The 24,790-nt window shown below is 74.3% G+C and carries 16 protein-coding genes; 13 read left to right on the top strand and 3 right to left on the bottom strand.

Annotation, left to right across the window (positions count from 1 at the left end; all coding sequences use genetic code 11):
* Positions 1-5: 5 nt before the first annotated feature.
* Complete coding sequence (locus OG309_RS16755; RefSeq protein ID WP_329421733.1) at positions 6-2,690, bottom strand: DEAD/DEAH box helicase; 2,685 nt, start codon at positions 2,688-2,690, stop codon at positions 6-8.
* A 79-nt stretch (positions 2,691-2,769) separates the two neighbouring features.
* On the opposite strand from OG309_RS16755, the gene OG309_RS16750 reads away from it, so the two are divergent.
* From OG309_RS16750 to OG309_RS16705, 10 genes are all read left to right on the top strand, one after another.
* A complete protein-coding gene (locus OG309_RS16750; protein ID WP_329421731.1) occupies positions 2,770-3,123 on the top strand; it encodes an STAS domain-containing protein in 354 nt (117 codons plus the stop codon).
* Positions 3,124-3,177: 54 nt separating this feature from the next.
* The gene (locus OG309_RS16745; protein WP_329421729.1) at positions 3,178-3,630 is read left to right on the top strand and encodes an ATP-binding protein; all 453 of its coding nucleotides are present in this window, start codon (positions 3,178-3,180) and stop codon (positions 3,628-3,630) included.
* A 353-nt stretch (positions 3,631-3,983) separates the two neighbouring features.
* Entirely contained in the window at positions 3,984-6,338 is a 2,355-nt protein-coding gene (locus tag OG309_RS16740) for a sodium-translocating pyrophosphatase (RefSeq protein WP_329421728.1), read from the top strand.
* 273 nt (positions 6,339-6,611) lie between these two features.
* Positions 6,612-7,235 (top strand): small secreted protein, encoded by a 624-nt coding sequence (locus tag OG309_RS16735; protein WP_329421726.1) that lies wholly within the window; start codon positions 6,612-6,614, stop codon positions 7,233-7,235.
* A gap of 77 nt (positions 7,236-7,312) precedes the next feature.
* A complete protein-coding gene (locus tag OG309_RS16730) occupies positions 7,313-8,854 on the top strand; it encodes a DUF7059 domain-containing protein (RefSeq protein ID WP_329421725.1) in 1,542 nt (513 codons plus the stop codon).
* 214 nt (positions 8,855-9,068) lie between these two features.
* Complete coding sequence (locus tag OG309_RS16725) at positions 9,069-9,266, top strand: hypothetical protein (RefSeq protein ID WP_329421724.1); 198 nt, start codon at positions 9,069-9,071, stop codon at positions 9,264-9,266.
* Between the two features lie 235 nt (positions 9,267-9,501).
* Positions 9,502-12,348: a type I DNA topoisomerase gene (topA, locus tag OG309_RS16720; protein WP_329421723.1), complete on the top strand. Its 2,847-nt coding sequence runs from the start codon at positions 9,502-9,504 to the stop codon at positions 12,346-12,348.
* A gap of 233 nt (positions 12,349-12,581) precedes the next feature.
* Positions 12,582-15,938: a dTMP kinase gene (gene tmk / locus OG309_RS16715; protein ID WP_329421721.1), complete on the top strand. Its 3,357-nt coding sequence runs from the start codon at positions 12,582-12,584 to the stop codon at positions 15,936-15,938.
* A gap of 93 nt (positions 15,939-16,031) precedes the next feature.
* A complete protein-coding gene (locus tag OG309_RS16710) occupies positions 16,032-16,805 on the top strand; it encodes an ABC transporter ATP-binding protein (protein WP_329421720.1) in 774 nt (257 codons plus the stop codon).
* Positions 16,802-19,438: an FtsX-like permease family protein gene (locus tag OG309_RS16705; RefSeq protein ID WP_329421719.1), complete on the top strand. Its 2,637-nt coding sequence runs from the start codon at positions 16,802-16,804 to the stop codon at positions 19,436-19,438. The genes OG309_RS16710 and OG309_RS16705 overlap by 4 nt, the downstream gene beginning before the upstream one ends.
* A gap of 116 nt (positions 19,439-19,554) precedes the next feature.
* Here OG309_RS16705 and OG309_RS16700 read toward each other — a convergent pair whose 3' ends face one another.
* Together OG309_RS16700 and OG309_RS16695 are read right to left on the bottom strand one after the other, a co-directional pair.
* Positions 19,555-20,196, bottom strand: a complete 642-nt coding sequence (locus tag OG309_RS16700; protein ID WP_329421717.1) for a response regulator transcription factor — start codon at positions 20,194-20,196, stop codon at positions 19,555-19,557.
* Positions 20,184-21,455: a sensor histidine kinase gene (locus OG309_RS16695; protein ID WP_329421716.1), complete on the bottom strand. Its 1,272-nt coding sequence runs from the start codon at positions 21,453-21,455 to the stop codon at positions 20,184-20,186. The genes OG309_RS16700 and OG309_RS16695 overlap by 13 nt, the downstream gene beginning before the upstream one ends.
* A 184-nt stretch (positions 21,456-21,639) precedes the next feature.
* On the opposite strand from OG309_RS16695, the gene OG309_RS16690 reads away from it, so the two are divergent.
* The 3 genes from OG309_RS16690 to OG309_RS16680 all read left to right on the top strand — a co-directional run bounded on the left by OG309_RS16690 (position 21,640) and on the right by OG309_RS16680 (position 24,787).
* The gene (locus tag OG309_RS16690; RefSeq protein ID WP_329421714.1) at positions 21,640-21,819 is read left to right on the top strand and encodes a hypothetical protein; all 180 of its coding nucleotides are present in this window, start codon (positions 21,640-21,642) and stop codon (positions 21,817-21,819) included.
* 141 nt (positions 21,820-21,960) lie between these two features.
* Positions 21,961-23,163: a DNA polymerase III subunit delta' gene (locus tag OG309_RS16685; protein ID WP_329421712.1), complete on the top strand. Its 1,203-nt coding sequence runs from the start codon at positions 21,961-21,963 to the stop codon at positions 23,161-23,163.
* Between the two features lie 79 nt (positions 23,164-23,242).
* Positions 23,243-24,787 carry an alpha/beta hydrolase gene (locus tag OG309_RS16680; protein WP_329421711.1) on the top strand — a complete coding sequence of 515 codons (1,545 nt, stop codon included), beginning with the start codon at positions 23,243-23,245 and terminating at the stop codon, positions 24,785-24,787.
* Positions 24,788-24,790: the final 3 nt, after the last annotated feature.

The raw sequence follows: 24,790 nt of genomic DNA, 5'->3' as shown, positions 1-24,790 counted from the left end.
GGGCCTCACGTGGCCTGGGACGACCCCGAGGACTCCGGGTACCGGCCTTCCGGCTCCTGAGCCTCCTGCGCTCGCCCTGCCCCCAGGGCCTGCCCCTCCGGCCCCGCAGGGTCCGCACCTTCCGGGGCCGGGCCCTCCCGCCCCGCAGAGTCCGCACCTTCCTGGGCCGGGCCCTCCCGCCCCTCCGGCGTCGCCGGGTGCGCGGCCTCAGGTTCCGCACCCACCTTGGCCCCGGCCTCCGGCCCCGCCGCCTCCCGCAGCAGCTCCGTGAGCAGGCGGACCGCGCCTCGCTTGTGGAGGGGGTCGTTGCCGTTGCCGCACTTGGGGGACTGGATGCAGGACGGGCAGCCGGAGTCGCATTCGCAGGAGGCGATGGCCTCTCGGGTCGCGGTCAGCCAGGCGCGGGCGGTGTGGAAGGCGCGTTCGGCGAAGCCGGCGCCGCCGGGGTGGCCGTCGTAGACGAAGACGGTCGGGAGCAGCGTGTCGGGGTGGAGCGGGACGGAGACGCCGCCGATGTCCCAGCGGTCGCAGGTGGCGAAGAGCGGCAGCATGCCGATGGAGGCGTGTTCGGCGGCGTGCAGGGCGCCGCCGAGGATCTCCGGGTTGATCCGGGCGGCGTCGAGCTGGTCCTCGGTGACCGTCCACCACACGGCGCGGGTGCGCAGGGTGCGGGGCGGCAGGTCCAGCTTGGTCTCGCCGAGCACCTCGCCGGTGATCAGGCGGCGGCGGAGGAAGGAGACGACCTGGTTGGTGACCTCGACGGAGCCGTAGCACAGACACCCGGCTCCCCAGGGGATCTCGGTGTCGGTGGACAGGACGGAGATGGAGGTGGTGTCGCGGGCGGTGGTCGAGTAGGGCGGGCTCGCCTCTTCGACGAGGGCCACGGAGTCCTTCAGGTCGAGCTCGCGGACCAGATAGGTGCGGCCCTGGTGGAGATGGACGGCGCCCTCGTGGACGGAGGCGTGGGAGGCGGCCTCGTCGACCGTGCCGAGCAGCCGGCCGGTGCCGGCCTCGACGATCCGTACGGGGCTGCCGCCGCCGCCCCGGATGTCGGTGAGGTCGGCGGCCCGTTCCCGGCGGGTCCAGTACCAGCCGGCGGAGCGGCGGCGGAGCAGGCCGGCCGACTCCAGCTGGGGGAGGAGTTCGGGCACGGCGGGGCCGAAGAGGGCCAGGTCGGCCTCGGTCAGTGGAAGTTCCGCGGCGGCGGCGCAGAGATGGGGGGCGAGGACGTAGGGGTTGTCGGGGTCCAGGACGGTCGACTCGACCGGGCGGTCGAAGATCGCCTCCGGGTGGTGGACCAGGAAGGTGTCCAGCGGGTCGTCGCGGGCGACGAGGATCGCCAGCGCGCCCTCGCCGGAACGGCCGGCGCGGCCCGCCTGCTGCCACAGGGAGGCGCGGGTGCCGGGATAGCCGGCGATGAGGACGGCGTCCAGGCCCGAGACGTCCACGCCCAGTTCCAGGGCGGTCGTGGCGGCCAGGCCGAGGAGTTCGCCCGAGTGCAGGGCGCGCTCCAGGGCACGGCGCTCCTCGGGCAGGTAGCCGCCCCGGTAGGCGGCGACCCGGCGGGCCAGGGAGCGGTCGACCTCGGCGAGGCGTTCCTGGGCGATCACCGAGATCAGCTCGGCGCCGCGCCGGGAGCGGACGAAGGCGACCGAGCGCACGCCCTGGACCGTGAGGTCGGTCAGCAGGTCGGCGGTCTCGGCGGTGGCGGTGCGGCGGACGGGGGCGCCCTGCTCGCCGTGGAGTTCGGTCAGCGGCGGCTCCCACAGGGCGAAGACCAGTTCGCCGCGCGGTGAGGCGTCGTCCGAGACCTCGGTGACGGGCACGCCGGTGAGGCGGGCGGCGGCCTGGGCCGGGTCGGCGGAGGTGGCCGAGGCGAGGAGGAAGACGGGATCGGCGCCGTACCGGGCGCAGACGCGGCGCAGGCGGCGCAGCACCTGGGCGACGTGGGAGCCGAAGACGCCCCGGTAGGTGTGGCACTCGTCGATGACGACATAGCGCAGGGAGCGCAGGAAGGAGGACCACCTGGGGTGGGACGGGAGTATGCCCCGGTGGAGCATGTCGGGGTTGGTGAGCACGTAGTTCGCGTACTGGCGGACCCACTCGCGTTCCTCGACCGGGGTGTCGCCGTCGTAGACGGCGGGCCGGATCCGGTTGCCGAGCGGGGCGGCGAGTTCCCGTACGGCCCGGCGCTGGTCGGCGGCGAGGGCCTTGGTGGGGGCCAAGTACAGGGCCGTGGTGCCGCGTCCGTTGGCGGCCTCGGCGCCGTCGAGGAGGGTGGACAGGACGGGGGTGAGATAGGCGAGCGACTTGCCCGAGGCGGTTCCCGTGGCGATCACCACGGACGTGCCGTCCAGGGCGTGCTCGACGGCCTCGGCCTGGTGCGCCCAGGGGTGCTCGATCCCGGCGGCCTGGATGGCGTTGATCACCTCCGCGCGGATGCGGTGCGGCCAGACGGCATGACGGCCCTCTCGGGCGGGCAGATGCTCCGTATGGGTGATGCGCGCGGCCCGGCTCTCGCCTGCGGAGAGCCGGTCGAGGACCTGACCTGGAGAGGGGCGGTAGCCCGTCTCCCCGGCGGGTCGGCGGGGGCGGTGATTCATGGCCATCGGCATCGAGTGTGTCACCGGCGTGACGGACAATGCTTCCAAGGCGTCGTGCATGGCAGTCGGTAAGTGATTGAATGCCATTGCGGCCGGCGTTCCGTCCCGTGACTCCGCACGGGAGTTCCGAGGGGCGGCCGCTCGATAGCTAGGTGCTGGAGGACCCGTGGACCTGTCTCTGTCGACTCGCACTGTGCCCGGCCCGGCCGGCGACCGAACGGTCGTCGAGGTCGGTGGCGAGATTGATGTGTATACCGCGCCCAAGCTGCGCGAGCAGTTGGTCGAGTTGGTGAACGATGGCAGCTACCACCTGGTTGTCGACATGGAGCGGGTGGACTTCCTCGACTCGACCGGCCTCGGCGTGCTGGTGGGCGGCCTGAAGCGCGTGCGCGCGCACGAGGGATCACTGCGTCTGGTCTGCAACCAGGAGCGCATTCTGAAGATCTTCCGGATCACCGGACTGACCAAGGTGTTCCCCATTCACACCTCGGTCGAGGACGCCGTCAACGCGGCCGACTGAGGCCGCCGCGCCGTCCTCGCCCCGTGTAGCCGTCCAGAACCCCAGGGGGATCGCATGGCCACCGTTGAACTCCTCTTCAGTGCTCAGCCCGAGCACGTCCGCACGGCCCGTCTCGTGGCCGCCGCGGTCGCCCGCCGGGCCGGGGTCGACGAGGCGGTACTCGACGAGGTCAGGCTCGCCGTCGGCGAGGCGTGTTCCCGTGCGGTGGGGCTTCACCGGAGCAACGGGGTCACCACCCCCGTCCGGGTCGTGCTGACGGAGGAGGAGAAGACCTTCTCCATCGAGGTCGGCGACGAGGTGCCCGGCGCGGGCGTGGCGGCCGCGGACGCCGTCGGCGTGCCCGGTGCGCGCGACGCCGCCCCGGCCGAGGACTTCGCCGACGGCGAGGACGAGATGGGTCTCGCGGTGATCCGCGGGCTCGTCGACGACGTGGAGGTGAGCGCCGGCGAGGACGGCGGCACCATTCGCATGAGCTGGCCGGCCGACCCGGACGCCCCGCTCGCCTGACCCGGCCGGAGTCCCAGGACCGGGTGATCCCGGCTGCCCCGAGACCGAGCGAAGAGGCCCTGCCCAGCAGGGCCTCTTTTCATTCCCCGGAACGGCCCGGAACGGGCCGGAGGGGAGCGGAACCCGGACCGCCCCGGCCCCGGCCCGGCCCCGGCCCGGCCCCGGTTCCGGGAACGCGAGCGCCCGTGCGCGCCCCCGGAACCGGGAAACGTGCGCGTGTACCGTCGCCGTATTACCGCATTCGGCGGTATTTGTGAGGTATTCGGGAATTACCATTGCGGCTATCCCTTTCCTGTGGGTTTCCGTCCCTAGAATCCGTCCTGTCCTGACCTCGTGACGTCAAGGAGGACGGAATGGCGGTTCTCGCAGCCGCGGTGCTCACCCAGGAGAACCGCGTGATCGTGGGCGTCGTCGCGGCGGTGGCCCTCGCGGCGCTGGTCGTGGCGCGGCTGCTGGTCCGCCAGGTGCTGGCGGCCGGTGAGGGCACGGAATCCATGCGGAAGATCGCGGCCGCCGTGCAGGAGGGCGCCAACGCCTATCTCGCCCGGCAACTGCGCACCATCGGCGTCTTCGCGGTCGTCGTGTTCTTCCTGCTGTTCCTGTTGCCCGCCGACACCTGGTCGCAGCGGGCCGGGCGCTCTCTGTTCTTCCTGGTGGGCGCGCTTTTCTCGGCGGTCACCGGATATCTCGGCATGCGGCTCGCCGTCCGCGCGAACGTGCGGGTCGCGGCGGCGGCCCGGGAGGCCACGCCCGGGCCGGGGGAACCGGAGCGGGACCTGACGGATGTCGCGCACCGGGCGATGAAGATCGCGTTTCGTACGGGTGGCGTGGTCGGCATGTGCACCGTCGGCCTCGGCCTGCTCGGCGCCTCCTGCGTCGTGCTCGTCTACGCCGCCGACGCGCCCAAGGTCCTGGAGGGCTTCGGCCTCGGGGCGGCGCTCATCGCGATGTTCATGCGGGTCGGCGGCGGCATCTTCACCAAGGCCGCCGACGTCGGCGCCGACCTCGTCGGCAAGGTCGAGCAGGGCATCCCCGAGGACGACCCGCGCAACGCCGCCACCATCGCCGACAACGTGGGCGACAACGTCGGCGACTGCGCCGGCATGGCCGCCGACCTCTTCGAGTCGTACGCCGTGACGCTCGTCGCCGCCCTCATCCTCGGCAAGGCCGCCTTCGGTGACCTGGGCCTCGCCTTCCCGCTGATGGTGCCAGCGATCGGCGTGGTGACCGCGATGATCGGCATCTTCGCCGTCGCCCCGCGGCGTACCGACCGCAGCGGCATGACCGCGATCAACCGGGGCTTCTTCCTCTCCGCGCTGATCTCCCTGGCCCTGGTCGCCGTCGTCGCCTTCGCCTACCTCCCGTCCTCCTACGCGGACCTGGAGGGCGTCACCGAGCCCGGCATCCCCACCCACGGCGGCGACCCGCGGGTCCTCGCCCTGGTCGCGGTCGCCATCGGCATCGTGCTGGCCGCACTGATCCAGCAGCTCACCGGCTACTTCACGGAGACCGGGCGGCGTCCGGTCCGGGACGTCGGGAAGTCCTCGCTGACCGGCCCCGCCACCGTCGTCCTGGCCGGCGTCTCGCTCGGTCTCGAGTCCGCCGTCTACACGGCGCTGCTGATCGGCCTCGCCGTCTACGGGGCGTTCCTGCTCGGCGGCACCTCCATCATGCTGGGGCTGTTCGCGATCGCCCTCGCGGGCACCGGGCTGCTCACCACGGTCGGCGTGATCGTGGCCATGGACACCTTCGGGCCGGTCTCCGACAACGCCCAGGGCATCGCCGAGATGTCCGGCGACGTCCAGGGCGCCGGCGCGCAGGTCCTCACCGAGCTCGACGCCGTCGGCAACACCACCAAGGCGATCACCAAGGGCATCGCGATCGCCACCGCCGTCCTCGCCGCGGCCGCGCTGTTCGGCTCGTACCGCGACGCCATCGCCACCTCGGTCGCCGAAGTGGGCGCGAAGGCCACCGAGACGAACCTGTCCATGGACATCTCCCAGCCCAACAACCTGTTCGGGATGGTGCTCGGCGCCGCCGTCGTCTTCCTGTTCTCCGGGCTCGCCATCAACGCCGTGTCCCGGTCGGCCGGGGCCGTGGTCTACGAGGTGCGGCGGCAGTTCCGCGAGCACCCCGGGATCATGAACTACACGGAGCAGCCCGAGTACGGACGGGTCGTCGACATCTGCACCAAGGACGCGCTGCGCGAACTCGCCACGCCCGGACTGCTCGCCGTCCTCGCACCGATCGCGGTCGGCTTCTCGCTCGGGGTCGGCGCGCTCGGCTCGTACCTCGCCGGGGCCATCGCCACCGGTTCGCTGATGGCGGTCTTCCTCGCCAACTCCGGTGGCGCCTGGGACAACGCGAAGAAGCTGGTCGAGGACGGGCACCACGGCGGCAAGGGCAGCCCGGCCCATGCGGCGACGGTCATCGGCGACACGGTCGGCGACCCGTTCAAGGACACCGCGGGACCGGCGATCAACCCGCTCCTGAAGGTGATGAACCTGGTCGCGCTGCTGATCGCGCCCGCCGTGGTGCAGTTCAGCTTCGGAGACGACGCCAGCGGCGGGCTGCGGGCGTTGGTCGCCGTCCCCGCGATCCTGGTCGTCGTCGGAGCGGTCCGGATCTCCAAGCGGCGCTCGGTGGCCGTGGACGACGGCTCGGCGGAGCGGAACGGGACGACGCGGGACGCCACGGTGATTCCGTAGCCGAGGTCGGGACCCACGTCCCGAGACCCGCGGCCCACGTCCCGAGACTCGCGGCCCAAGACCCAAGACCCGAGACCCGCGGTCCGAGACCCGCGATCCTGTGTCGTGATGGGATGTCAAAGAGAGCGCGGAGGGCGCGTTCTGACGTGACGTCCGTCCTTCTCTCCTTGGTGCAAACGGCTCAATATCGGATGAATCGGTCCTACGATCGGTGGATGTCATCCGTACGGCGTGTATGTTCCGGGGCCGAGAGCCTCGGAAGGGACCGATCCGGTGAACAAGAATCTTGCGGCCGCGTTGTCCGGCTGCGCGGTACTGGTGCTCGCGCTGTCGGGTTGCAGTGACGACAAGGGCGACAAGGTCAACGACTGGGCCAAGACGTTCTGCGACCAGGCGCAGCCCCAGATCCAGAAGCGCGCCGCCGCGAACCAGCTGATCATCTCCACGGCGGCCGACAGCAAGCCCGCCACGATCAAGGCCGCCGACTCGAAGGCCTTCGCCGACATCGCCGCCGCCGACCGCGCCCTGGCCAAGGCGGTGGAGTCCGCCGGCGCCCCGCCCGTCGACAACGGCGAGAAGATCCAGCAGGACGCGATCAAGGAGCTCAACGCCACGGCCGTGGCGTACGAGGGCCTGAAGAAGCAGGTCGACGCGCTGGACACGGCCAACCAGCAGAAGTTCGCGGACGGTCTGAAGGTCGTCTCCGAGAACCTGGGCAAGATCCAGAACATGGACCAGGACGCCGTCGCCAAGCTGCAGGCCGGCGAACTCGGCCAGGCCATGGCCAAGCAGCCGGGCTGCCAGACCCCGTCCGCCTCCCCGAAGCCGGGCGGCTCGGCCTCCCCGAAGGCGGGCTCCACCCCGGTCACCAAGTCGACCGCCTCGCCCAAGCCGTAGGCGCCCGGGCCGGTCCGGCGCGCCCGGACCGGCCCACCCCCTGTCGATGGCGGCCGTTGTCGGTGGCGCCCGTCACAATGGGGCACGTGAGTACGACCAGCACGACCCCCAGCCTCCCGGTGCCCACGCACGCCGTCCGACTGCGCGAGGCCCTGCTCGCCGCCGACTTCACCGCCGACGGTCTGCTCGACCTGCTCGGCGCCCAGGCCTATGCCGCGCTCGCCCGCAGCGAGACCGTGCCCGCCCTCCGGGCGACCCGCGGGGACTCCCCGCTGGAGACCCTCGTCCGGCTCTTCCTGCTCCAGCGCGCCGTGGAGCACGAGCGGGCCGCCGCCGCGCTGCCCCTGGCGGAGGCGCTCGCCGACGGCTGGGTCGTCCGCGAGGACGACACCGTGCTGGCCACCGTCGACGTACGGCCGTACGGCGGCCCGGACGGCGAGGACTGGTTCATCGTCTCCGACCTCGGCTGCGCGGTCGGCGGGGCCGGCGGCATCGGCAAGAAGGACGAAGGAGTTGTCCTCGGCGTCGGCGGGGCCTCCACCACCCTCGCCGGGATCACCGTCCGCACGCCCGTCGCCACCGCCCTCGACCTGGGCACCGGCTCGGGCATCCAGGCGCTGCACGCCGCCCAGCACGCCACGCTGGTGACGGCCACCGACCTCAACCCGCGCGCCCTGGACTTCACCCGGCTCACCCTCGCCCTCTCCGGGGCCCGGGGCGCCGAGCTGCTGACCGGCTCGCTCTTCGAGCCGGTCGACGGCGACACGTACGACCTGATCGTCTCCAACCCGCCGTTCGTGATCTCCCCCGGGGCCGGACTCACCTACCGGGACGGCGGCATGGGCGGCGACGACCTGTGCCGCACGCTCGTGCAGGAGGCCGGGGAGCGGCTCAACGACGGCGGATACGCCCAGTTCCTCGCCAACTGGCAGCACGTCGAGGGCGAGGAGTGGCAGGACCGGCTGCGCTCCTGGGTGCCGCGCGGCTGCGACGCGTGGATCGTGCAGCGCGAGGTCCAGGACGTCACCCAGTACACCGAGCTGTGGCTGCGCGACAGCGGCGACCACCGCGGCGACCCGGCCGAGTACCGGCTGGCGTACGGGCGGTGGCTGGACGAGTTCGAGGCCCGCAGGACCAGGGGGATCGGCTTCGGCTGGATCACCCTGCGCAAGAGCGCGGCCGTCGCCGCGGGGGAGGCCGAGCCCTCGATCGTCATCGAGGAGTGGCCGCACCCCGTCGAGCAGCCCCTCGGCGACACGGTCCGGGCCCACTTCGAGCGCCAGGACTACCTGCGCGGCCGGGACGACGCGGCCCTGCTCGCCGACCGTTTCACCCTCGCGCCCGAGGTGGTCCAGGAGCAGGTCGGGCTGCCCGGAGCCGAGGACCCCGAGCACGTGCTGCTGCGCCAGAACCGGGGGATGCGCCGGGCCACCCGGGTGGACCACGTGGCGGCCGGCTTCGCGGGCGTCTGCGACGGCACGCTCAGCGCCGGCCGGATCCTCGACGCCATCGGCCAGCTCACCGGCGAGGACCCGGTCCTCCTGCGGGACCGTACCCCGCAGGCGATCCGGCTCCTGGTGGAGGAGGGCTTCCTGCTGCCCGCGACCGAGCGGGAATGACCGGATCGGGCCGGCTCCTCGACCGGATCCGACCGATCTGACGCCTGATGAGGTGACGAAGAAGGTCGGATCGGCAGGGGAGTACCGGCCATCCTCGTGAAACCGTTCGGTGCCCTCCGTGCCGTTCACCGCGAATTCGCCCCCCTGACGCCGGGAGGTGCCAGCCTCGGCTCCGGGAGCCGGAGACGGCACGGCAACGGAACGGGGTACGGACATGGAGAGCGGGCCGGCGATCTTCGCGGGAGGGGCGTTCACGCTGTTCGGGGCCGCACTGCTGGTGTGGACGGGGGTCCGGGTGGCGCAGGGCGAGCCCGTCGCCCTCGGCGTCGCGCCGAGGCCCGCCGCCGTCCTCTCGGGCCTCTTCGGCGCCGCCTTCCTCCTCCTCGGGATCTGGTGCTTCGGGCGTCCGTGAGGACGTCCGAGCGAGAGCCCCGCCCCGCCGGTCCGGCAGTCCGGGCGGCAGGAAGGGCAGGAGTCGGGTTACCGTTCGAGTGGCCGTTGCGGGCTTTCACCGTTTGACACGGGGGCGGGTTGTACCGTCACACTCCGCAGCGATGGCAGTGCACCCCATGTGCCACTGCCGTGTGTGCCAGCGCCGTACGTACGCAGTACGTGCCGGAGAGCCTCGACCGGAGAGAAGAGCGAAGTTGTCCCCGACCAGCGAGACCGCACAGGGCGGCCGCCGACTCGTCATCGTCGAGTCGCCTGCCAAGGCGAAGACGATCAAGGGCTACCTCGGCCCCGGCTACGTCGTCGAGGCGAGCGTCGGGCACATCCGCGACCTCCCGAGCGGCGCCGCCGAGGTGCCCGAGAAGTACACCGGCGAGGTGCGCCGCCTCGGCGTCGACGTCGACCATGACTTCCAGCCCATCTATGTCGTCAACGCCGACAAGAAGGCGCAGGTCAGGAAGCTCAAGGAGCTGCTCGCCGAGTCCGACGAGCTCTTCCTCGCCACCGATGAGGACCGCGAGGGCGAAGCCATCGCGTGGCACCTCCAGGAAGTCCTGAAGCCCAAGGTCCCGGTCCACCGGATGGTCTTCCACGAGATCACCAAGGACGCGATCCAGCAGGCCGTCGCCAACCCGCGCGAGCTGAACAAGCGCATGGTCGACGCCCAGGAGACCCGCCGCATCCTCGACCGCCTGTACGGCTATGAGGTCTCGCCGGTCCTGTGGAAGAAGGTCATGCGGGGCCTGTCCGCGGGCCGCGTCCAGTCCGTCGCGACCCGGCTCGTCGTCGAGCGCGAGCGCGAGCGGATCGCCTTCCGCTCGGCCGAGTACTGGGACCTCACCGGCACCTTCTCCACCGGCCGCGCCGGTGACCCCTCCGACCCGTCCTCCCTGGTCGCGCGCCTCGCGAACGTCGACGGGAAGCGCGTCGCGCAGGGCCGTGACTTCGGCGCCGACGGCCGCCTGAAGAGCGAGAACGTGCTCCACCTCGACGAGGAGAAGGCCCGCGCGCTCGCCGCCTCCCTCGCCGACACCCGCTTCGCCGTCCGCTCGGTCGAGTCGAAGCCGTACCGCCGCTCCCCGTACGCCCCCTTCCGCACCACGACCCTCCAGCAGGAGGCGAGCCGGAAGCTGGGCTTCGGCGCGAAGGCGACCATGCAGGTGGCGCAGAAGCTGTACGAGAACGGCTTCATCACCTACATGCGTACGGACTCGACGACCCTGTCCGAGACGGCCGTCGGCGCCGCCCGTGCGCAGGTCACGCAGCTCTACGGCGCCGACTACCTGCCGGAGAAGCCGCGCGTCTACGCCGGCAAGGTCAAGAACGCCCAGGAGGCGCACGAGGCGATTCGTCCTTCGGGTGATCGTTTCCGCACCCCGGCGGAGACGGGCCTGACGGGCGACCAGTTCCGCCTCTACGAGCTGATCTGGAAGCGGACCGTCGCCTCCCAGATGAAGGACGCGACCGGCAACTCCGTCACCGTGAAGATCGGCGGCACCGCCGCCGACGGCCGGGACGCCGAGTTCTCCGCCTCCGGCAAGACGATCACCTTCCACGGCTTCATGAAGGCGTACGTCGAGGGCGCCGACGACCCGAACGCCGAGCTCGACGACCGCGAGCGGCGCCTGCCGCAGGTCGCCGAGGGCGACGCGCTGGCCGCCGAAGAGATCACCGTGGACGGCCACGCGACCAAGCCGCCGGCCCGCTACACCGAGGCCAGCCTGGTCAAGGAGCTCGAAGAGCGCGAGATCGGCCGCCCGTCGACGTACGCCTCGATCATCGGCACCATCCTCGACCGCGGCTACGTCTTCAAGAAGGGGACGGCGCTCGTGCCGTCGTTCCTCTCCTTCGCCGTCGTCAACCTCCTGGAGAAGCACTTCGGGCGGCTCGTCGACTACGACTTCACCGCCAAGATGGAGGACGACCTCGACCGCATCGCACGCGGCGAGGCCCAGGCGGTGCCGTGGCTGAAGCGTTTCTACTTCGGTGAGGGCGGCGGCTCCGGCGAGGGCGGCGCGGCCGACGCCGGCAACGGCGACGGCGACCACCTCGGCGGGCTCAAGGAGCTCGTCACCGACCTCGGCGCCATCGACGCCCGGGAGATCTCCTCCTTCCCCGTCGGCGACGGCATCGTGCTGCGCGTCGGCCGCTACGGCCCGTACGTCGAGCGCGGCGAGAAGGACGCGGAGGGCCACCAGCGCGCCGACGTCCCCGAGGACCTCGCGCCGGACGAGCTGACCGTCGCCTACGCCGAGGAGCTGCTCGCCAAGCCGAGCGGCGACTTCGAGCTGGGCGCCGACCCCGTCAGCGGCAACCAGATCGTCGCCAAGGACGGCCGCTACGGCCCGTACGTCACCGAGATCCTCCCCGAGGACACCCCGAAGACCGGCAAGAACGCGGTCAAGCCGCGTACCGCCTCGCTCTTCAAGTCGATGTCCATCGACACGGTGACCCTGGACGAGGCGCTCAAGCTGATGTCCCTGCCCCGCGTCGTCGGCGCCGACGCCGAGGGCGTCGAGATCACGGCGCAGAACGGCCGCTACGGCCCGTACCTGAAGAAGGGCACGGACTCGCGGTCGCTCACCGACGAGGAGCAGCTGTTCACGATCACGCTGGAGGAGGCGCTGGCGATCTACGCCCAGCCCAAGCAGCGTGGCCGGGCCGCCGCCAAGCCCCCGCTGAAGGAGCTCGGCACCGACCCCGTCAGCGAGAGGCCCGTGGTCGTCAAGGACGGGCGCTTCGGCCCGTACGTGACCGACGGCGAGACCAACGCGACCCTGCGCACCGACGACAGCGTCGAGACGATCACGCCCGAGCGCGGCTACGAGCTGCTGGCCGAGAAGCGGGCCAAGGGCCCGGCGAAGAAGGCGGCCAAGAAGGCGCCCGCGAAGAAGGCCACGGCGAAGAAGACCGCCGCCAAGAAGACCACCGCGACCAAGACGGCCGCGGCGAAGAAGACGGCCGCCAAGAAGACCACGGCCAAGACCACGGCCGCGAAGAAGACGACGGCCGCGAAGAAGACGGCGGCCGCCGAGCCGGAGTGAGTCAGGTGATCTCCGAGCCCGGACGATCCGTGATCTCCGAGCCCGGACGATCCGAGTGATCTCCGAGGCCGGACGAGCCGAGTGTCTTCGGGTCGGGACGATCCGAGTGATCTCCGTGCCGGGGTGACTCTCCTGACATGACGGGGAGGGCGGGGGCCACGGCCCCCGCCCTCCCCGTCTGTTTGTTCGGGTGGAGGCCGCGGGGAGCAAGAGCGTCCGGATAGGGTGGACGGATGACGCGAGCAGAGCAGCCAGACACCGACGCCGCACTCGTCGCCGATTCCCGGGAGCGTGCCGTACGGGCCCTGCTGCGCCATCAGCCACTGCGGCGGCTGTGGGGCGCCCAGGCCGTCGGCGGCACGGGCGACGCGCTCGCCCTCCTCGTCCTCACGCTGCTCGGGCTCCAGGCGGCCGTGGCCGACGGAGCCCTCGGCGGGGGATACCGGGGCGCCGCGTTCGCCGTGGCCGCCGTCGTCGGTACGCGGATCCTCGCCGCCGTCCTCTTCGGCGCCGTCCTGCTCGGCCCGCTCACCGCGCTGACCGCGCCCGGCGGCCCGCTCGACCGCCGCTGGACCATGATCGGCGCCGACGGGCTGCGGCTCGCGCTGCTCGTCGTCGCCCCGCTGTGGATCGACTGGACCCCCGACAAGGCGCTCTGGTTCCTGCTCGGCACCGTCTTCGTCACCGGCGCGGCCGAACGCGTCTGGACGATCGCGAAGGAGGGCGCGGCCCCCGCGCTGCTGCCCGCCCCGCCGGCCGAGGGCGCCGCCGTCCGGCCGCTCCCGGACCACCTGGGCGCGCTGCGCACGCTCAGCCTGCGCACCTCGTTCCTCGCGGTGCCCGCCGCGGCCGGCGTGCTGCTGCTCGCCACCCTCGTCGGCAACCTGCTCGGCAGCGGCATCGACTGGTTCTCGCAGCACCAGGCGGCCCTCGGCGCGTACGTCGCCGCCGGGCTCTTCGCCGCATCCGTCTCCGTGCTGTTCCCGCTCACGCTGCCCGGCGGCCAGACCCCGCGGCCCCGCTCGCCCCTGGAGGGCCTGCGGCTGCCCGCGGACAAGGGCCGCACCGGCGCGCTCCCGCTGTTCGTGCTCGCCTGCGGCACCGTCGCCGGCGCCATCGCCGCCGCGGCGTCCGTCTCCGTGCTCCACGCCTACGACCTGGGCGGCGGGCCCGTCACGTACGCCCTGCTGATCCTCGCGCTCAGCGGCGCCACCGCCGTCGGCATCCGCACCGCGGGCTCCGTCCTCACCGTGCTCTCCCGGCGCCGCCTGCTCGCCCTCGCCGTCGCCGTCACCGGCGTCGCGCTGCTCGCCATGGGCCTCGTGCCGGACACGGCCACCGTGCTGGCCCTCGCCGCCCTCGCCGGTTACGCGGCCGGCGTCGCCGCCCGCACCGGGCACAGCCTCGTCGACCAGGAGACCGAGGAGGCCCGCAGGCCCCGCGTCACCGAGCACCTCCAGGCCGTCTCCCGCGTCGCGATCGGCGCCGGCGCGCTCGTCGCCCCGCTGGTCGCCGCCGCGATCGGCCCGCACCGGCTCGCCTCCGGCGGCTTCGTCTTCGCCCACGGCGGCGCGGCCTTCACCCTGATGCTGGTCGGCGCGCTGCTGCTGCCCGTCGCCGCCGTCGTCCTCGCCAAGACCGACGACCGGGCGGGCGTCCCGCTGCGCCGCGACCTCGGCGACGCCCTGCGCGGCGCCGACCCGGCCCAGGCTCCCTCCCCGACCGGCTTCTTCATCGCCCTGGAGGGCGGCGACGGCGCCGGCAAGTCCACCCAGGTCGAGGCGCTCGCCGAGTGGATCAGGGCCAAGGGCCACGAGGTCGTCGTCACCCGCGAGCCCGGCGCCACCCCGATCGGCAAGCGGCTCCGCTCGATCCTGCTCGACGTCTCCAGCGCCGGCCTGTCCAACCGCGCCGAGGCGCTGCTGTACGCCGCCGACCGCGCCGAGCACGTCGACTCGCTGGTCCGGCCCGCCCTGGAGCGGGGCGCCGTCGTCATCACCGACCGGTACATCGACTCCTCGGTGGCCTACCAGGGCGCCGGCCGCGACCTGTCGCCGACCGAGATCGCCCGCATCAACCGCTGGGCCACCGGCGGCCTCGTCCCGCACCTCACCGTGCTCCTCGACGTCTCCCCGGAGACCGCCCGCGAGCGGTTCACCGAGGCGCCCGACCGGCTGGAGTCCGAGCCGCCCGAGTTCCACGCGCGCGTGCGCGCCGGGTTCCTGGCCCTCGCCGCCGGCGACCCCGGCCGCTACCTCGTCGTCGACGCCGGCCAGGAGCCGGAGGCCGTCACCACCGTCGTGCGCCACCGCCTCGACCGCGTGCTGCCGCTCTCCGAGGCCGAGGTGAAGGCCCAGGAGGAGGCCCGCCGCAAGGCCGAGGAGGACGCCCGCCGCCGCGCCGAGGAGGAGGCCGCCCGCAAGGCCGAGGAGGAGCGCCTGGAGCGCGAGCGCCAGGAGCAGCTCGCCAAGCTGCGCGCCGAGGAGGAGGCCCGCCGCAAGGCCGAGGAGGAAGAGGCCCGCCGCCTGGAGGCCGAACGCCAGGCGGAGGAGGCCCGGCAGCGCGCCGAGGAGGCCCGGATCGCGGCCGAGGAGGAGCGCAAGCGGCGCGAGGCCGAGGAGAAGGCCCGCCTCCAGGAGGAGGAGCGGCGCCGCAAGCAGGCCGAGGAAGAGGCCCGGCTGCGCGCCGAGGCCGAGGAGCGGCGCCTGGAGAAGCAGCGCAAGGCCGAGGAGGCCCTGGTCCGCGCCGAGGAGGCCCGCCGCCTGGCGGAGGCCGCCGCCGCGAAGGCCGCGGAGGAGACCGCCCGCAAGGCCGCCGAGGAAGCCGCGCGCAAGGCCGCCGCGGAGGAGGCCGCCGCGGCCGCGCTGGCCGCCGAGGCCCAGCGGAAGGCCGCTGCGGCGAAGGCCGCGGAGGAGCGCGCGGCGGCGGAGACGGCCGCGGCCGGCCGGGCCGCCGCCGCGGAGAAGCGGGCCGAGGCGGAGCGCCGCGCCGCCGCGAGGTCCGCCGAGCGGACGGCGGCCGCCGAGGCCGCCGCCGGAACCGCGGCTGCCGCCAAGGCCGCCAGGGCGGCGAAGGCCGCGAAGTCGGTGGAGGAGTCGGCGAACGAGATCACCGTCGCCACGCCCCTCGTGAAGCCGGACGAGCCGCGGCCCGCCGGGAGCGCGGGCGGACCGGCCGCCTCCGGCTCGGACGACGCGCCGACCGTGTCGCCCAACGAGGTCACCGTCCCGACGCCCATCGTGCGGCTCGACGAGGAGACCACGGTGCTGCCCCGGGTCCGGCCCGGGCGGGACACGGGCGCCGGCACCGACAGCGAGGCCGAGCGGACCGCCGTGCTGCCGACCGTGCAGGACGCGGCCCCCGCCGACCGGGTGCCGCAGGACTTCTTCCGCGACGCCCCGGCCGCCCCGGAGGGCGCCAACGAGCGCACCCGCGAACTGCCCCAGCTCGACGAGAACGGGCAGCCCCGGCGACGCTCCGACTGGGCCGAGGAGACCCCGCTCGACGACCTCCCGACCCTCGCGGACGAGCTGCTCGGCCCGCACGACGAGGAGGACGGCGACGGCAAGGGGCGCCGAGAGCGCCGCTGAGACCGAGCCCGGTCAGGGGTGGAGCCTGCTCCACCCCTGACCGGGCAGCCTGCTCCATACCGGCCTGACCTGCTCTTTTCTAGCGTTGTCGGTATGACGACAGCACTTTCCCTCGACGCGGTCAGCCGGGTCTACGGCGGGCTCACCGCGCTCGACTCGGTCAGCCTCACCGTGCCGCGCGGCCGCCTCCTCGCGGTCATGGGCGGCTCCGGCTCCGGCAAGTCCACGCTGCTGCGCTGCGCCGCCGGGCTCGAACGGCCGACCTCCGGCACGGTACGCATCGGGGACACGGAGCTCGGCCGGCTGAAGCCCGCCGCGCTGACCCGGCTGCGGCGGGACCGGATCGGGTTCGTGTTCCAGTCGCTGAACCTCGTCTCCGCCCTCGACGTGCGCGAGAACGTCGCCCTGCCGCTGCTCCTCGCCGGCGCCCGCGACGACGGGGGCCGCGCCCTCGCCGGTCTCGCCGCCGTGGGGCTCGCCGACCGGGCGGGCGACGCGCCCGACACCCTCTCCGGCGGCCAGCGGCAGCGCGTGGCCGTCGCGCGGGCGCTGGTCACCGAACCGGAGGTGATCTTCGCCGACGAGCCGACCGCCGCCCTGGACCCGGTCACCGCGACGGAGGTCCTCACCCTGCTGCGCCGGGCCGTCGACGAGCACGGCCGCACGGTCGTCCTCGTCACCCACGACCCGGCCGCGGCGGCCTGGGCGGACGAGGCGGTCTTCCTCACCCGCGGCCGCATCACGGCCCGCCTCGACCGGCCGGACGCGGAACGGGTCCGGAGGATGTTCGGTCCGACGGCGACGGCGACGGCGACGGCGACGCTTGCGGCGACCGCGACGGCCATGGCGGGGGTGAGGGCCCGATGAGCGGGCTCCGTGGGTCCCGCACCGCCGTCCGGCTGCTGGCGGCCCGCTCGCTGCGCACGCACCGCAGGGCCTGGGCGGCGGTGTTCGCGGCCGCCGCCCTCGTCTCGCTGCTGCTCGGCTCCCTCGCGCTGACCGCCGGTTCACTGGGGCTGGCGCACGCGCGCGTGGAGCGGTACGCGGCGGCCGACGTGGTCGTCGCCGCCGACCAGGAGGTCCGCTGGACCGCCAAGCCCTGGGGCGGCGAGCCGATGACCGTCACGGCCCCGCTGACCGAACGGATCGGGGTGCGGGCCTCGGTGGCGGAGGTGCTGCGAGGCGTGGAGGGGGTGCGGGCGGTGGTGCCGGACGACGGGTTCGTCGTACGGGACCCCTCACGCGTACGGGACTCCTCACGCGTACGGGACTCCTCACGCGTACGGGACTCCTCACAGGTACGGGACTCCTCACAGGTACGGGATTCCTCACGGGAACAGGAGTACCGCGGGCGCTCGTGGGAGACGGCGCGGCTCGGCGGGTACCGGCTCACCGCCGGGCGGGCACCCGGGGCGGCGGGGGAGGTGGTGGTCGGGGCGGGGCTCGGCGTGGGTCCTGGCGCAGGGCCTGGTGCAGAGACCGGCTCGCGGACCGGCTTGAGGACCGGCCCTCGGATCGGGCAGGACGTCGCCGGCTACCGCGTCGTCGGTCTCGCGGACGGGCCCGACGCGCTCTACTTCGGCGCGGCCGAGGCGCGGCGGCTCGCGGGGCACCCCGGGCGGCACGACGCGATCGGCGTGCTCGGCGCGCCCGGTGTCCCCGTCGCCACCCTCCACGCGCGGGTGCGGCAGGCCCTCGACGCTTCCGGGGCGGCGGAGTTGCGGGCCTTCACCGGGAACGGCAGGGGAGGCGTCGAGGACCTGCGGGCCCTGCCCGCGCGGGACGGCCTGCTCCTGCTCCTCGCGGCCGTGGCCGCGACCGTCATCCTGGTCACCGTCCTCGTCCTGGCCTCGCTCGTCGCCCAGGCGCTCCAACAGCGCGCCGAGGAACGCGAGTTGCTGTACGCCGTCGGCGCCTCGCCCCGGCAGGTGCGGGCCGCCGTCGGACGCGAGGTGAACCGGGTGGCGGGCGCGGCGGCCGTCCTGGGCGCCCTCGGGGCCGTACCGGTGTTCCTCGCTCTCCGGGCCGAGCTGCGCGGCCGCGGCCTGCTGCCCGCCACCCTCGAACTGCCCTCCCCGACCTGGCTGTTCGCGGGGGTGCTCGTGACCGCCGGGCTGACGGTGGGCCTCGCGCGGTGCGTGGTCGTGTTCGCGGCCGCGCGCCGGGACCGGGCGCCCGCCCGCCGGCCCGGTGGCGTACGGCAGGGGTTCGGCGTCGCCCTGCTCGTCGCCGGGGCGGGGGCCGCCGGGACCGCCACGCTCCAGGCGGGGCAGGCCGCGGGTGCGGCGGCCGGAGCGGCGACCGTGACGCTCGTGGCCGGGTGCGCACTGCTCGGCCCGTGGCTCGCGGCTGCGGCCATGCGGGTGCTGGGGCCGGTGCTGCGCCGCTGCGGCGGCGCGCCGGGGCGGCTGGTGGCGGCCGGCGCGGTCGCGCACTCGCGCCGGCTCGGGGCCGCGCTGGTCCCGGTCGTCCTGGTCAGCGCCTTCGCGACCGTGCAGCTCGCGGCGGGCGCCACGATGGAGCGGGCCGGTGCGGCGCAGGCGCGGGAGGCGATGGTGGCGGACTACGCGGTCGAGGGGGACGGTGCGGGGGTGAGCGGCGCCGCCGGTGCCCGCGATGACCGCGATGCCCGCGATGGCCGCGGTGCCGTCGGTGTCAGCGTGGCCGACGTGCGCCGGGTGCCCGGTGTCACGGCCGCGACCGGCCTGGTGCGGTCCACGGTCGTCCTGGCCCGCACCGAGGCGGGTTCGCCCCGGCTCGACCGGCTGCCCGTGCTGGGCGTGGACGCCGAGGGGCTGGCAGGGACGCTCGATCCGGGTGTCGTCGCCGGGGACCTCGCGGGGCTCGCCCGCCCCGGTACGGTCGCCGTCGGCGCGGACCGGGCCGACTCCCTCGACGTGCGGCCCGGTGCGACGGTCGAGCTGCGCTTCGGCGACGGGGCGCTGCGGCGGCTCGCGGTGGTCGCCGTCTACGAACGGTCCCTCGCACTGGGCGAGTTCCTGCTGCCGCGCGCCGAACTCGCCGCGCACATGACGGATCCGCGCCCCGTGCGCGTCCTCGTGGCGGGCCCGGGAGGGGCCGCCGTCGCCGGGGCCCGGCCCGCTCCCGAGCCCGAACAGGTGGTCCCGGACGAGGCCGAGGCGAGCGGTCTGGTGTCGGCGGGCGTCGTCGCCGCGATCGGCGCGCTCACGGTGCTCTCCGTCCTGAGCACCCTCGCCCTCGCCGCCGCCGGCCGCCGGGGCGAACTCGGCCTGCTCCACCAGGTCGGCGCCTCCCGCCGCCAACTGCGCCGCATGCTGCGCCTGGAGGCGGCGTTCCTGGCCGGGACCGGACTCGTGATCGGCGGCGTCGTCGCGGCGCTCCCGCTGGCCGCGCTCAGCTGGGCGCTGACCGGCGGACCGCCGTACCTGCCGCCGCTCCAGGCCGCGCTGATCGCGGGGACGGTGATCCTCACGACGTACGCGGGGACGGTGTTCCTGAGCCCCGTCGGGCGCCGCTGAGGCGGGCGGTCGGGTGGTCGGGTGGTCGGGCGGCTGAGCCTGGCTGTGCCGAGGCGGGGCCGGGCTCCAGGCCTGGCAGTCTCCAGGCGTGGCCGGGCTCCAAGCGGGGCCGGTCTCTAGGCGTTGAGGTACGCGAGGACGGCGAGCACCCGGCGGTGGCCGCTGTCGCTCGGGGGCAGGGCCAGCTTCGCGAAGACGTTGCCGACGTGCTTGTGCACGGCCCGCTCGGTCACCACCATCGAGCGGGCGATCGTCGTGTTGTCGTGGCCCTGCGCCATCAGCTCGAGGCACTCGCGTTCGCGCGGGGTCAGCGAGTCCAGCGGGTCGTCGCGGCGCCGGGCCATCAGTTCGGTGACGACCTCGGGGTCGAGCGCCGTGCCGCCCGCGGCGACCCGGTCCAGGGCGTCCAGGAACTCGTCGACCCGGCCCACCCGGTCCTTCAGCAGGTAGCCGACGCCCCGCGCGCCGCCGCCGAGCAGCTCGGCGGCGTAGGTCTCCTCCACGTACTGCGACAGCACGAGGACCGGCAGGTCCGGGAGTTCGGCGCGGGCGGCGAGCGCCGCGCGCAGGCCCTCGTCGCGGAATCCGGGCGGCAGCCGGACGTCGAGGACGGCCACGTCGGGCCGCTGCCCCAGGAGCAGCGGAAGGATCTCGGGGCCGGTCGCCGCCACCCCCGCCACCTCGTGTCCCGCAGAGGTCAGCAGGAGGACGAGCCCCTCCCGGAGGAGGGCGTTGTCCTCGGCGATCACCACACGCACGGAAGCTCCACTTCGATCACGGTCGGGCCCCCGACGGGGCTGGTCAGACGTACGGTCCCGTCGAGCGCGGCGACCCGGCGCCGCAGCCCGAGCAGCCCGGACCCCGCACCCTCGCGTCCCTCGGCACCGCCGCGGCCCTCGTCCCGCACGGCGGCGCGCAGACCCGTGGGGGTGCGGGCGAGCAGGACGGAGGCGTGCGTGGCGCCGCTGTGCTTGGCGGCGTTGGTGAGGGCCTCGGCGACGGCGAAGTAGGCGGCGGCCTCGACGGCGGCGGGGGCGCGGGGGGTGTCGGGCGCTGTGCCGGCCCCGGCCGGGCCGCTCGGGCTGCCGGCCGGGTGCTCGGTCGGGTGCTCGGTCGGGTGCGTGGCCGGGGAGGCGGCCGGGGTGTCGGCGTCGGGGGTCACCGACACCGTCACCTCCAGGCCGCTGCTCGCCGCGAGGGCCCGGACGGCGCCGGTCAGGCCGCGGTCGGTCAGGATCGGCGGGTGGATGCCCCGCACCACGTGCCGGAGTTCGGCCAGCGCCTCCTCGGCCTGGTCCTGGGCGTCGTCGAGCAGCCTGCGGGCGGCCGCCGGGTCGGAGTCGTACGCCCGGCGGGCGAGCCCGATGCGCATGGAGAGCGCCACGAGCCGGGCCTGGGCTCCGTCGTGCAGGTCGCGTTCGATGCGCCGCAGTTCCGCGCCGTGCGCGGCGACCGCGCCCGCCCGGGTCGCGGTCAGCTGCTCGATGCGGGCGGCCAGCGCGGCGTCGCGAGCGGTCGAGGGGCCGGGGGTGAGCAGGGTCCGCGACCAGCCGGCCTCCCGGTCGGCGAGCCGGCCGATCAGCGGCAGCAGCACCGGGCGGCGGCCCGCGAGACCGGTCCAGACGCCGTCGACGAGCAGGGCCGGGGCCCACAGCACCATCGCCCCGTACAGGAGGACCATGCCGTACAGGAGCTGCGCCACCATCCACCGCAGGTCCCCGACGGTGGACGGGTCGGCGACGGCCGTGCGCACCCGCTCGGGGAGGGGGCCTTCGAGCGGCAGGTACGCCTCCGGGACCGGCGCCCCGGAACGCGCGGCCGTACGGCGGCGCTCCCAGCCCGCGAGGCGGCGCAGCAGCAGGACGCTCTCCGGCAGCACGCCGGCGCCGATGACGGTAAGCGTGAGGAATCCGGTGAAGAGGACGACGCCGATCATCAGGTAGCAGAGGAGGGCGACGGCCGCTCCGAGGAGGAGGTGGAGCGTCGCCTTCGCCGCATCCTTGATCGACTCGCGCATGGGTTCAGGCTAGGCGACGCGCGGGGGTGGGACGGTGGAGCGGGCTACACCACCGGTCCGGGGGCGGGCACGGCTGTGCGGGCGGGCCGGGACGGGGAGTATCGAAGACGTACCGGAGAGGCAGGGGAGCGACCCGCTCCTTCCCGCCCCTCCACCCCGATCCCCTTCCTCCTGGAGGTTCCTCATGAGGCCCCTGCTCTGGCTCCTGCTCGCCGTCGGTGTCGTCGCCAACGTCTTCGTCACCAGCTTCTCCGGCTACACCGGAGCCACCGAGATCGCCGCGAGCGTCGGTACGGGCACGGTCGCCCTCGGCGCGGGCGTGGGCCTGTGGCTGACCCGGTCCCGGGCGGAGGAGCGGGCCTGACCGGTCGGCCGGGCTCGCTCCGGTCTGGTCGTGTCAGGTCAGGTCGGGTCGGGTCAGGTCAGGCCGGGTCAGGTCGGGCTGTCGGTGCCGTGCCCCACAATGGGAGACGTACGTGAGGGGGGACGAGGAGGGGCTGCAGACATGGCCGTATGGGACGACCTGGTGGGACAGGCGCGCGTGGAGGAGCAGCTCGCGGCAGCCGCGCGGGACGCCGACGTGCTCGTGACCGCCCAGGCCGCCGGCGAGCCCGCTCCCGAGGCCTCGAAGATGACGCACGCCTGGCTGTTCACGGGCCCTCCGGGGTCCGGCCGGGACACCGCGGCGCGGGCGTTCGCGGCTGCCCTGCAGTGCGTGAGCCCGGACCGGGCGCTGGGCGGGGCGCCGGGCTGCGGCTTCTGCGACGGGTGTCACACGGCCCTGATCGGCACCCACGCCGACGTCGAGGTGGTCCGCACGGATCTGCTCTCGATCGGTGTGAAGGAGACCCGCGACCTGGTCCGGCGCGCCCAGCTGTCGCCGGCCGGCCGCCGCTGGCAGGTCATCGTCCTGGAGGACGCCGACCGGCTGACCGAGGGCGCGGCCAACGTGCTGCTGAAGGCGGTGGAGGAGCCCGCGCCGCGGACGGTCTGGCTGCTGTGCGCGCCCTCGCTGGAGGACGTGCTGCCCACGATCCGGTCCCGCTGCCGGCACCTGACGCTGAGCACCCCGTCGGTGCAGGCGGTCGCCGACCTGCTGATCCGCCGGGACGGCATCGAGCCGGAGGTGGCGCAGGCGGCGGCGCGGGCCACGCAGGGGCACATCGACCGGGCCCGGCGCCTCGCCACCGACGAGCGGGCGCGCGCCCGCCGCGCGGTGGTGCTGAAGCTGCCGATGAGGGTGGGCGACGTGGGCGGCGGTCTGCGCGCGGCGCAGGAGCTGGTCGACGCGGCGGCCGAGGACGCGAAGCAGGTCGCGGAGGAGGTCGACGTCAAGGAGACCGAGGAGCTGAAGGCGGCGCTCGGCGCGGTGCAGGGCGGCCGGATGCCGCGGGGCACGGCCGGGGCGATGAAGGAGCTGGAGGACCGGCAGAAGCGGCGGCGGACGAGGACGCAGCGCGACAGCCTGGACCTCGCGCTCACCGACCTGACCGGCTTCTACCGCGACGTGCTGGCGGTGCAGCTGCGCGCGGCGAGCCCGCTCGCCAACGAGGACGTGCGCGACGCGCTGGAGACGATCGCCCGCGACACGACACCGGAGCGGACGCTGCGCCGGATCGAGGCGGTGCTGGCGTGCCGTGCGGCCCTCGACCGGAACGTGGCGCCGCTGCTGGCGGTGGAGGCGATGACGATGGAGCTGCGGGACTGAGTCCCGGTCCGGCGCCCCGGTGACCTCGGCGCCCCCGGGGATTGGACACGGTGCGTACCCGTCCCGATACGCTCCGGGAATGGATTCCAGGCGCCTGTTCCGCATCTCCGCCACGGCCCTCGCGGCCGCCGGTCTGATCCTCTCCGGCTGCACGGGCGGCAGCGACGCCGCCGCGCCGGCCTCGTCCGGCGGGACGGGGTCGGGTGCGGCGGGTGCGACGGCCCTGCAGAAGTACTACGGGCAGAAGGTGTCCTGGCGCGCGTGCGGTGTGGCGGACTTCCAGTGCGGCACCGTGCTCGTCCCGCTCGACTACGCGAAGCCCGAGGCGGGCGACGTGAAGCTGGCGGTGTCCCGGGTGCGGGCGACGGGCCCCGGCAAGCGGCTCGGTTCGCTGCTGGTCAACCCGGGCGGCCCGGGCGGCTCGGCGGTCGGCTACCTCCAGGGGTACGCGGGCATCGGCTACCCGGCCCCGGTCCGGGCCCGCTACGACATCGTGGGCGTCGACCCGAGGGGCGTGGCCCGCAGCGAGCCGGTGGAGTGTCTGACGGGCCCGCGGATGGACGCGTTCACGCAGGTGGACCAGACCCCCGACGACGCCGCGGAGACGCGCGCGCTCGAAGCCGCGTTCAAGGAGTTCGCGACGGCCTGCGAGAAGCGCTCGGGCCGGGTGCTGCCGCACGTCTCCACCGTGGCGGCGGCGCGGGACATGGACGTGGTGCGGGAGGTGCTCGGCGACCGGAAGCTCACCTACGTGGGGGCGTCGTACGGCACGTTCCTGGGGGCGACGTACGCGGAGCTGTTCCCCGACAAGGCGGGGCGGCTCGTCCTCGACGGGGCGATGGACCCGTCGTTGTCGGCGGTGGACCTGAACCGCGACCAGACGGGCGGCTTCGAGACCGCGTTCAAGGCCTTCGCCGCGGACTGCGTCCGGCAGCGGGACTGCCCGCTCGGCACGGAGTCCGTCCCCGCGGCCACGGCGGCACTGCAGCGCTTCTTCCGCGACGTGGACGCGAAGCCGGTGCCGACGGGGGAGAGTCGGCCGCTCGGCGAGTCGCTGGCGACGACCGGCGTCATCGCCGCGATGTACGACGAGGCCGCGTGGCCGCAACTGCGGGAGGCGCTGACCCGGGCGATCGGCGGGGACGGCGCGCCGCTGCTCGCGCTGGCCGACAGCTACTACGAGCGGGAGGCGGACGGCTCGTACGCGAACCTGATGTCCGCCAACGCCGCCGTGAACTGCCTGGACCTCCCGCCGGCCTTCTCGGGCCCCGAGGCCGCCGAGAAGGCGGTGCCGTCCTTCGAGCAGGCCTCGCCGGTCTTCGGCCGCGGCCTCGCCTGGGCCGCCCTGAACTGCACCTACTGGCCCACCCCCGCCAGCGGCCGCCCCCACCGCATCACCGCCGAGGGCGCACCCCCGATCGTCGTCGTCGGCACCACCCGCGACCCGGCCACCCCCTACAAGTGGGCCCGCTCCCTGGCCGCCCAGCTCTCCTCGGGCACCCTCCTCACCTACGAGGGCGACGGCCACACCGCGTACGGCCGCGGCAGCGACTGCATCGACACGGCGATCAACACGTACCTCCTGGAAGGCACCGCCCCCACCGCCGGAAAGCGCTGCTCCTAACCC

This window comes from Streptomyces sp. NBC_01268 (assembly GCF_036240795.1).
In the GTDB taxonomy this organism is placed as follows: domain Bacteria; phylum Actinomycetota; class Actinomycetes; order Streptomycetales; family Streptomycetaceae; genus Streptomyces.
This window is presented reverse-complemented; position numbering and strand designations above follow the sequence as displayed.